This is a genomic window from Dinghuibacter sp. (assembly GCF_035492835.1).
Taxonomy (GTDB): domain Bacteria; phylum Bacteroidota; class Bacteroidia; order Chitinophagales; family Chitinophagaceae; genus Dinghuibacter.
The window spans coordinates 1-10642 of the sequence record NZ_DATJIY010000058.1 but is presented as its reverse complement, the minus strand read 5'-3'; the positions used below and the strand labels follow the sequence as shown (position 1 = coordinate 10642).

Annotated in this window: 8 protein-coding genes; 6 read left to right on the top strand and 2 right to left on the bottom strand. The window is 56.7% G+C overall.

What is annotated here, in order from left to right; translation table 11 throughout:
- Window positions 1–80: 80 nt before the first annotated feature.
- The gene (locus VL547_RS05495) at window positions 81–1280 is read right to left on the bottom strand and encodes a hypothetical protein (RefSeq protein WP_325576054.1); all 1200 of its coding nucleotides are present in this window, start codon (window positions 1278–1280) and stop codon (window positions 81–83) included.
- Window positions 1281–1411: 131 nt separating this feature from the next.
- Entirely contained in the window at window positions 1412–2947 is a 1536-nt protein-coding gene (locus VL547_RS05490) for a peptide MFS transporter (protein ID WP_325576052.1), read from the bottom strand.
- Between the two features lie 114 nt (window positions 2948–3061).
- Here VL547_RS05490 and purD point away from each other — a divergent pair, with 114 nt between their 5' ends.
- The 6 genes from purD to rodA all read left to right on the top strand — a co-directional run bounded on the left by purD (window position 3062) and on the right by rodA (window position 10500).
- A complete protein-coding gene (gene purD / locus VL547_RS05485; RefSeq protein WP_325576050.1) occupies window positions 3062–4342 on the top strand; it encodes a phosphoribosylamine--glycine ligase in 1281 nt (426 codons plus the stop codon).
- A 208-nt stretch (window positions 4343–4550) separates the two neighbouring features.
- A complete protein-coding gene (locus VL547_RS05480; protein WP_133991394.1) occupies window positions 4551–5576 on the top strand; it encodes a rod shape-determining protein in 1026 nt (341 codons plus the stop codon).
- 28 nt (window positions 5577–5604) lie between these two features.
- Window positions 5605–6462, top strand: a complete 858-nt coding sequence (gene mreC, locus VL547_RS05475) for a rod shape-determining protein MreC (protein WP_325576046.1) — start codon at window positions 5605–5607, stop codon at window positions 6460–6462.
- Window positions 6459–6989, top strand: coding sequence for a rod shape-determining protein MreD (locus tag VL547_RS05470; RefSeq protein WP_325576044.1), 531 nt, complete (start codon window positions 6459–6461; stop codon window positions 6987–6989). The genes mreC and VL547_RS05470 overlap by 4 nt, the downstream gene beginning before the upstream one ends.
- A 50-nt stretch (window positions 6990–7039) precedes the next feature.
- Entirely contained in the window at window positions 7040–9133 is a 2094-nt protein-coding gene (gene mrdA, locus VL547_RS05465) for a penicillin-binding protein 2 (RefSeq protein WP_325576042.1), read from the top strand.
- A complete protein-coding gene (gene rodA / locus VL547_RS05460) occupies window positions 9130–10500 on the top strand; it encodes a rod shape-determining protein RodA (protein WP_325576040.1) in 1371 nt (456 codons plus the stop codon). Before mrdA ends, rodA begins: the two co-directional genes overlap by 4 nt.
- Window positions 10501–10642 lie beyond the last annotated feature (142 nt).

The window sequence follows — 10642 nt, the reverse complement described above, 5'->3', positions numbered from 1 at the left end:
ACCATGTTTTGCGAAACTTTTCGCAAAACAGGGTAAAAGAGGCACCCCACCACACTCCACGGGGCCGGCAGGCGAACGGCTCAGCCGACCTTGTACATTTTCGTCGTAGACGCGATATAATCCAGGGGATCGAACGCCTTATCGAAGGTATTCCGGAGGTCCGCCAGCTTCCCGGAGAGGTTCATGATCTGGGGGCCGATCTGGGGATCGAGCTTGTATTTGTCGAAAAGGGTTTCGTAGCGGCCTATATTCTCGCTGATGCGAAAGGTGATCTGGCCAAAACGCAGTTTGAGCTGCTGTACGTCCATCATCTGGTAGTAGATCTTTTGCTTCCAGTCCTTGGGGTTGCGCTGGCGCTCGGACGTGGCGAAATCGGCGGCCGACTGGCGCATCATGGTCAGGTATTGGTAGCGGCTTTCGGCGTCGCTTTCCTGGGAAAACCCAGCCTGGAAGTCCTGGGCTTTGATCTTCAGGGTGGCCAGGTCCTGGGAGAGGTCGCTCGCATAGATCTTTTGCAGGTTGTCCAGCTCGGCTTCGATGGATGCCCATTCGTTTTCGATCAGCCCCTGATCGTAGTCGAACTGGCTGACCTTCATCGTCAGCAGGACCATCTTTTCGCTTTGTTCGCGAAGGTCTTTTTGTTTTTTACCCAGCGTGCTCAGGTAGGAGGACATGCCGCTGAACAGCGCAAAGGTCATGGGGCCGGTCACGGGTACCGCGCCCATTTCGGTGCTCGCGGAGGAGAGGACGTTGCTGGCGACGCCGAGCCCCGTTTCTTCACCCTTATTAGCCTCCATATATTTATTGAACCCGTTGAAGAAATCCTTGTAGCCGGGATAGTTCATGGGATTGGAGGCCTGACCTAGTTGGTCGAAGAAGGTCTTTGTCGAGTTGAACAGGATGAGGGGCTTTATTTCGCGCTCCATGGATACCAGGTTGACGATGGCGCTCTGGTAGTTGGCCTGATAGATATACAGATCGTTCTCGTCTATGGCTTTTTGCCGGTCCTCGAGCGCCTGTACGCGGAGCAGCAGCTTGTCGGCCTTTTCCTTGGCGTCCTTTGTCTCGAGGATGGATTTATCGAGGAGGTCCACGCGTTCGTCGAGCTTGCTGACGGTAGAGTCCATCGACTTGGTCCGGCGGTCGAGGCTCACCTGGATTTCACCCAGGACCTTGTCTTTCATTTGTTTGTCCGTGAGGGTGTCGGTCGATTGGGCGTAGGTGGCGGATGACGCCAGGAGTAAACCGCCGGCGCAGGATACGAGTAGGATATGCTTCATCGGATGTGCCTTTTGGTCCTTAAAGATAAGGGCATGCAAGGATCGAGCCGGTACAACCGCCTATTTTATCTTTTTTTTAAGTGTTTGTAGTGCAGCGCTTACGGGTAGCGCTTACGTGCGGCCGCGAACGCCTATTTGTTTTCTTCGACCTCGCCGAGGGGGGCGTCCTTATGCTCATGCTTCATCATCCGCTCGATGCGCCGGCTGACAAAGAAGAGGAGCAGCGACGCCGCGCCGGCCATAAATACGAAGAGCATGAAGAACTCGTTCAGGTTGTGCATGTGGTAACCGAGGAACGAGGTGGGCTTGTCTTTTTCCGGGTAGAAGGTGCTGAGTACGCCGGCGAGCTTGTTGCCCATGGCGTTAGCCATGAACCAGACCGCCATCAGCAGGGAGGCGAACTTTACGGGCGCCAGCTGGTTGACCAGCGAAAGACCGATGGGCGACAGACACAGCTCCCCGCAGGTATGGAAGGCATACATCCCCGTTAGCCAGATCATACTGACCCTGATGCCGGGGGCGACGTCTTTTACGCCATAGCTGATCCACAGATAGCCCAGCGCCAAAAAGAAAAGGCCGAAGGCCATCTTGGTGGGCGAGCCAGGCTCCCATTTGCCCAATTTCCGCCAGAGAAAGGCAAAGAAGGGGGCGAAAAGTACGACGAAAAAGGAGTTAAGTGACTGGAATATGGCGGCCGGGACTACGTAATGTCCAATGTGGCGGTCGGTTTGTTCGTCAGCGAAAAAGGTCAGGGAATCACCGGCCTGTTCAAAGGCCGCCCAGAAGAATATGACAAAAAAACAAACGATGAAGATGACACCCACGTGCTGTTTCTGGATGGATGTCAAGGTTTTGTCGGAGAAAATAACGACGGCTACGACGATAGGGGCTACGATCAGCAGGTAGTTCAGGTAGGGAAAGACTTTGTCGTCGGCATACAGCATACCGATACTGAGCAGGATCATCCCCAGCATGACGCCGACGACGGCCACCGGTCCGGTGATCTTGCGTGAAACGCCCTCCGGGGTCAGGCCCAGGACCTTCTTTTCGGGGGTCACCACATACCGGTGGTGGAATATGCGAAGGGTGATCACGCTCAGCAGCATCCCGACACCGGCTACGAGGAAGGCCCAGCGGTAGTTTTCAGGATTCTCGCCGGCGATCAGGCCGCAGATGAACGGCCCGAACATCCCGCCGGTGTTGATGCCCATATAAAAGATGGTGTAGGCGGCGTCCTTCCGCTGGTCGCCCTTCGGATAGAGGTCGCCCACCATGATGGAGATGTTGGGTTTAAAGAAGCCGTTCCCCGCGATCATCAACCCAAGCCCCGAAAAATAGAGCAGAGTGGCCATATGCGGCATGCCGTGGTAGACCGAACCGCAGGCGAACAGGACGATTTCCCCCAGGGCCATGACGATACCGCCGGAAATGATGGACCGCCGGTTACCCCAATACCGGTCCGCCATAAAACCGCCGATCAGCGGCGAAAGGTACACGAGACTCAGGTAGCTGCCATATACATTGGAGGCAAAGACTTTGTCGAAGAGCAGGGCTTTGGTCATGAACAGGACGAGCATCGCGCGCATCCCATAGAAGTTGAATCGTTCCCACATTTCGGTGGCGAAGAGGACATAGAGCCCTTTAGGGTGACCTTTTTCTGATGGCATATCTCGATGGTTGTGGTTGCCGCGGCGGCGCCGATTGGGTTTCGGAGGCTGCGCCAAAGGCGACAATGTACACATTTTTGATATTTCTACCGTGTAAATGCGATCTTCGCGCCCATGAATATCCTTTTATTGGGCTCGGGGGGACGGGAGCATGCGCTGGCCTGGAAACTGGCGCAAAGTCCCCGCTGCAGCCAGTTGTATATAGCCCCCGGGAATGCGGGCACCGCCGGTTGCGGGCGGAACGTGGCCCTGGAGGCCACGGACTTTCCGGGGTTGAAGGCGTTCTGCCTCGAACAAAAGATCGACATGGTGATCGTCGGCCCTGAGGAGCCCCTTGTCAAAGGCATTTACAATTCCTTTTGGGAGGACCCGGCGGTCCGCCACATCCCGGTCATCGGGCCGTCGAAGACGGGCGCCCAGCTGGAAGGCAGCAAGGCTTTCGCAAAAGCGTTTATGCAGCGGCACGGTATTCCCACGGCGGGGTACAGGGAATTTCGCCTGGCGCAGCTGAACGAGGGGTTGGCTTATATCAATGCTCATTCCTTACCCATCGTATTGAAGGCTGATGGGTTGGCGGCGGGAAAAGGCGTCATTATCGCCCAAAGCCACGCAGAAGCCGCCGAGGTCTTTGGGAATATGCTGGTGGATCGATTTTTCGAGGCGGCCGGAGATACCGTCGTCATCGAAGAATTCCTGGAAGGCGTAGAGCTCTCCGTTTTCGTGCTGACCGACGGCCAGAGCTACCGGTTGCTGCCGGAGGCGAAGGACTACAAACGGATAGGGGAACAGGACAAGGGACCCAATACGGGGGGGATGGGGGCGGTCAGCCCGGTACCGTTCGCCGGTCCGGTATTCATGGAAAAGGTCATTAACCGTATCGTGGAGCCCACGATAGAGGGATTGGCCGAAGAGGGGATCGACTACAAAGGCTTTGTCTTTTTCGGACTGATCAATGTCGGGGGCGACCCGTACGTCATCGAATACAACTGTCGCCTGGGCGATCCCGAGACCGAGGTGGTCATGCCCCGGCTGCGGAACGACCTGGTAGACCTGCTCGAAGCCGTCGCTGAAGGGAGGCTGGATGAGATCGACGTGCAAACCGATCCACGTGCGGCGGTGACGACGGTGGCCGTATCCGAGGGTTATCCGGGCGCGTATCCCAAAGGCAGGCCTATCACCGGGCTGCCGAAGGGGCTGGAGGGTGACGTATTGGTCTTCCAGGCAGGAACGACTCCCAGGGAAGGACAAATACTGACCAACGGAGGGCGGGTGCTGGCCGCTACCGCCTACGGGGACACCGTACGGACGGCTGCATCCGCGTCCAGGGCGGCTTTGACGGGAATTCATTTCCAGGGCATGTATTTCCGGAAGGATATTGGCTATGAATTCGAATAATTCATATATTTTTATAGTCTTCTATCACGGCTATGCCCCCCAGTTAGCCCCCGGAAATTAAAAACGGGGTCAAGTTGCGGAAATGGATTATTTACTTGAATTTTGCATGCAAAATTTGTGTAACATCGTAGGCTAAAGCAAGCCCGACGAGGGTTAGTGTTATAAAAATTATTTAGCGAAAAGGAAAGAACCTGAACCAATTACGACAATGGGACTTTTTAACTTTTTTACGCAGGAAATAGCGATTGATCTGGGTACGGCCAATACCCTGATCATACATAATGACGAGGTGGTAGTGAATGAGCCTTCGATTATTGCGTTGGATCGCAATAACCCGAAGAACGTGCTCGCAGTGGGGAAGAAAGCGCTGTTGATGCACGAAAAGACCCATGAAAGCATCCGTACGGTCCGGCCGCTGAAAGACGGCGTCATCGCGGATTTCAATGCCGCGGAGCTGATGATCCGGGAGTTGATCAAGATGATATACCCCAAGCGGCCGCTTTTCCCCCCGAAGTGGAGGATGATGATCTGTATTCCTTCAAGTATTACCGAAGTAGAGAAGCGCGCGGTGCGGGACAGCTCCGAGCAGGCGGGCGCGCAGGAAGTATACCTGATCCACGAACCCATGGCGGCCGCGCTGGGGATCGGCATTGACGTCGAGGAACCCGTCGGCAACATGATCATCGACATCGGAGGGGGCACCACGGGTATCACCGTGATCGCGCTGGCCGGTATCGTGTGCGACCAATCCATCCGTATCGCCGGGGACGAATTCACAGCCGATATTATGGAAGCGCTCCGGCGTTATCACAGCCTGCTGATCGGTGAACGGACCGCGGAGCAGATCAAGATCCAGATCGGCGCCGCCACCAAGGACCTGGACAATCCGCCGGACGATATCCCGGTTAACGGACGCGACCTCGTCACCGGTATCCCGAAGCAGATCATGGTGAGCTACCAGGAGATCGCCGAGGCCCTGGACAAGTCGGTATTCAAGATCGAAGAAGCCATACTGAAGGCCCTCGAAATGACACCCCCGGAATTGGCTGCGGACATCTACCGCCGCGGTTTGTACCTGACCGGTGGCGGGGCGTTGTTGCGCGGGCTGGACAAGCGGCTGGCGGGAAAGATCAAGCTGCCCGTTCACGTGGCGGACGATCCCCTGAAGTCGGTGGTGAGGGGCACGGGCATAGCGCTCAGGAATTATCAGCGCTATCCGTTTGTGATGCGATAGGCGATAAAACTTTAAAATCCATAGACCCTTGCGTAATATTTTCCTGTTCATAAGGCGGTACTTCAACGTTCTGTTATTCCTTATACTGGAAATCGTAAGCCTGTCGATGCTCTTCACCTACAACCGCTTCCACGAGGCCTTTTTCATGGGGATCTCGGGAGACGTGACGGGCAAGTTCTATGCGCAATACACCAAGGTCCACAACTACTTTCACCTTAAGGAAGAGAACGAACGGCTCGCCAGGGAAAACCTGGCCCTGCTCCAGGCCCTTCCCGCGAATTACCAGGCCCGGCTCGATTCCAGCCTGGTGCTGAAGGATTCCATCCCCGTGGACTCCCTGGGTCACCTCCGGAAATTCGTCTGGAGGGGGGCGATGGTCATCAACAACTCGATCGCCCTGGCCGCCAACAACTATATCACCCTGGACAAAGGGTCCAACGACTCCATCCGCAAGGACATGGGGGTGGTAGGACCCGAAGGCGTGGTCGGTACGGTGGTCAATGTGAGCCCCCACGTCTGCGTGGTGATGAGCCTCCTCCACCGGCAAAGCAGGGTTTCCGGCATGCTCCGCCGGACGCGTGATTCGGGCCCCATCGAATGGGAGGGAGGCGACCCCAGTATCCTGATCATGCGCGACATCCCCAAAAGCGTGCGGGTAGCCAAGGGCGACACTGTAGTGACGAGCACTTACTCCGACAAGTTCCCCTCGGGCATACCCATCGGAACGATCATGGACATCACCAGCGATCCCGCCAGCAACTTCTACATCCTCAAGCTACGCTCCGCTACCCATTTCGGCCGCCTTCAGCACGTTTACGTCGTGGAGAACACCCTGCGTCAGGAACAAATGGCACTGGAGGACGCCACCAAAAAGCTGATCAAATGAGTGACCTGCTCAAAAATATCGGGAGGCTTTTCCTCTTTGTGCTAGCCCAGGTGTTTATCCTGAACCAGATCCCCCCATTGCATTCCTTTATCATCCCGTATATCTACTACCTGTTCATCCTCTGGCTGCCGTTTTCGACCAGCCGTTTTGTGCTGATGATCGCCGGTTTTGCGTGCGGCCTTACGCTCGACTATTTTACAAAAACGCCGGGGCTGCACGCGGCCTGCTGTGTGCTGATTGCCTACTTCCGGCCTTTCCTGATCAACATCCTGGTTCCACAGCAAGGCGCCGAAATGAACTTCCGGGAACCCTCGGTAAAGAGCCTCGGGCTCGCCCCTTACCTAACTTATGTGTTGATTATGACCCTCTTGCATCACTTTTTCGTGTTCCTGCTGGAGGCCCTTCAGTTTGGGGGGATCGTCTACTTCATCGGCAAGACCCTGGCCTCTACCGTGGTGAGCATGGTGCTGGTCATTATCCTCGAGTTACTTTTTCCCCGGAAACAAAAGTTTATCACCAATACATAACAGGCTTTCGTATTTTTACAGGAGTTGATTAAAATCCAATCCCCCTTGTAATGTCAGTTTTCAACCAGTCGCGTCAAACGGTAGTACGCTTCATCTTCGCTGCTGTTATTTTCGTCATCGTCGCGCGGCTTTTCACGCTCCAGGTCATTTCCGGGAAATACCAGAAACTGGCGCAGGACAACGCGGTCCTGAGGGAGGTGATATATCCGAACAGGGGGATCATTTTTGACCGGAAGGGCCGGGCCATCCTGGACAACACAATCATGTACGACCTCACGGTGACGCCCGCCCAGGTAAAAGGCGTGGACACCGTGGCGCTTTGCCAGATCCTGGGGATCGACACGGCGGAGTTCCGGGCGCGCATCGTCAACGCCATCATCAAAAACGGGCGCAGCCGCTCGTCGGTCTTCGAATCCCTCCTCAGCCCCGAGAAGTACGCCCGCATCAGCGAAAGCCTTTTTAAGTTCCAGCCTGCTTTCAACCTCCAGGAACGCCCGGTGCGGACTTATCCCTACCACACGGCCGGCGCCCTCCTGGGATACGTGGCGGAGGTGGATTCGGCGTTTATCCGCCGGCACGCCGACCAGGGATATCAACCGGGGGACTATGCCGGCCGCAACGGTTTGGAGAGCGCTTATGAACGGGAGCTGATGGGTCAGCGGGGGATCCGTTTCCTGGTCAAGGACAACCTGAACCGGCCGCAGGGCCCCTACGCGGGCGGGACGTTCGATACCCCGGCTATCGCGGGCAAGAACCTGTACACCACCATCGACGTCGACCTCCAGCAGTTCGGTGAAAAACTTATGACCAACAAAGTCGGGAGCATCGTGGCTATCGACCCCAATACCGGCGGCGTCCTGGCGCTCGTCAGCAGTCCGACCTTCGACCCCAATGACCTGACCGGCCCGGACCGGAACAAGCATATCCATGAAATGTACCAGGACCCGGCGCTGCCCATGTACAACCGCGCCACCCTGGCGACCTATCCCCCCGGGTCCACCTTCAAGCCCCTGGACGCCCTGGTGGCCCTGGACATCAATGTCATCACCCCGGCCTTCGGGGTAGACTGCCACGGCTGGTTTTATGACTGCGGCACCCCTCGGAAATGCCTGGAAAAAGATCCCGGTCACGGCCGCAACCTGACCCTGGCCATTACGCATTCCTGCAATACCTTCTTCTTCACGGTTTTCCGGAAGATCGTCGACCAGCACGGAAACGTAGAGGACGGATTGATGAATTGGAAGGGGTATATGAACTCCTTCGGCCTCGGTCACCGGCTGGGGATCGACCTTCCGAGCGAGAGCTCCGGTTATATACCCGATACGAGCCATTTCAATAAGGTATTCGGCCGCAGGCGATGGAACTCCTGTACCACGGTTTCCCTGGGGATCGGCCAGGGGGAAACGACCGAGACGCCGCTGCAGATCGCCAACAGCATGTGCCTGATCGGCAACAAGGGATACTATTATACGCCCCATGTTGTAGACAGCGTATCCGACGGGGACACCGCGCTCGACAAATACCACGTACGCCACGTGACCACGCATATCCCAGACGATATCTTCGAAAAGGTAAAAGACGGGATGCAGGGCGTCGTGGAGGAAGGTACCGGCCAGCAGGCGCAGGTACCGGGGATCATCGTTTGTGGCAAGACCGGGACGGCCCAAAACTCTTATAAAGGCGTCCAGCAGAAGGACCACGCGTTATTTGCGGCTTTTGCCCCGAAGGACAACCCCCGGATAGCCATCGTCGTCATTTGCGAGAACTCCGGTATGGGGGGGAATTCCGCGGCGCCCATCGCCGGTCTCATGATCGAAAAATACCTCAAGGACTCTATCGCCGACAACCGGAAAGCGATGCTGGACCGGCTGATCAATACCAACCTGATCCCGCCGCGCATCTATGAGGCGCGCGATTCCATCGCCAAAATCCAGGCGCTGAAGGATGCCCAAAGAAAGAGCGACCTGGAGGACGAGGCGCTTCCGGAGGAAGGGGTTACGCCCCAGCCCGACACGACGCGCCGGCCGCATACGGCTCCCCCGGTTGCTCCCCCGGTAAAGCATGACAGCGCCCACAAGCCCCTGCCGCACGACACCGCCCTCCTTACCGACGACAAGAAGTCTAAACCCCGTACCGCCCGATGAATACCACCGCTAAAAACCCGACCATTGCCAAAGGGGTGGACAGCCTCACCATCTGGCTCTTTTTCCTGATCGCCCTCATCGGCGTCCTTTGCATCTTCGCCGTCGAATACCGGGAGGGGGACAATATCGTCCAAAACCTCCTGGCGCTGAAAAAGGAGTACTCCAAGCAGTTGTTTTATCTGGGGATATACAGCATCCTGGGGGTTATCATCCTGCTCACCGACTCCAAGATATTCACCACGATGGCCAACCTGCTCTACGCCTTGGGCATCGTACTCCTGCTGGCTACCTTTATCCCGGGCGTGGGGAAGGCGGTGAACGGTTCCCACTCCTGGATCGCCCTGGGCGGCGGCTTTAACCTCCAACCCGCCGAATTCTGTAAAATATTTACCCTCCTGGCCCTTGCCAAATACATCTCCCGTACCGAAACGCATTTCGATCAGTTCAGATCGCAGGTCATCGCGGGGGGGATCGCCGTCCTGCCCGCCCTGATCACCATCATGCAGAACGAGACCGGGCTGGCGCTCGTATACTTTTCGCTCTTCATCCCCATGTACCGGGAAGGGCTGCCACCCTCGATCCTGATCGTCGGTTTCGCCCTGGGGGTCCTGGCCGTCATGACGCTGGTCCTGGAAAAATACGTGCTCCTGGCGGTGCTGACCTGTGTCGCCCTGCTGGCCATCATCCTGCTCAGGCGGCAGTTCAAACGCAACCGCCGGCTGCTGTCGGTCATCATCGGCGGCTGGCTCCTGGCGTCGGTCGTGTCCGTCTTTGTAGTTCCCTACGTTTTCGATAATATCCTCCAGGAATACCAGGCCAGGCGGATTTACAGCCTCGTGGGTAAGGACTATCAACGCCACCGGGGCGCTCACGCGGCCGCACCTACCGAGGAAGAAAGCCGTTTGCGTCACCAGAAGGCCTCCCAAAGCACCGACTATAACGTCAAACAATCCAAGATAGCCATCGGTTCAGGCGGTCTCATCGGCAAGGGTTATCTCAAAGGGACCCAAACCCGTTACGACTTCGTCCCGGAGCAAAGCACCGACTTCATATTCTGCACCATCGGCGAGGACTTCGGGTTCGTAGGTTGCGTGGTGCTGCTGGGCCTATACCTATTGCTCCTCTGGCACATCGTCACCATCGCCGAGCGCCAGCGCAGTGTCTTCTCCCGTGTATACGCCTACGGTGTGGCGTCGATCATCTTTTTTCACATGGCCGTCAACGTGTGTATGACGATCGGGCTGGCGCCCGTGATAGGGATTCCCCTCCCCCTGATGAGCTACGGGGGGTCCTCCCTATTGACGTTTACAATCCTGATCTTCATCATGATCCGCCTCGACGCCGACCGGCACATCATCCTCCGTTAACTCTCTGCATGGCCGTCTCGTCCCGATGTGCGCGCGCAAAGGGCATTGCCTTCGCATCGGCTGTAGGCCTGCCGGCCGGGGAGTAGGGGTGTGGTGCCTCTTTTTTCCCTGTTTTGCTGTGAATCACAGCAAAACAGGGAAA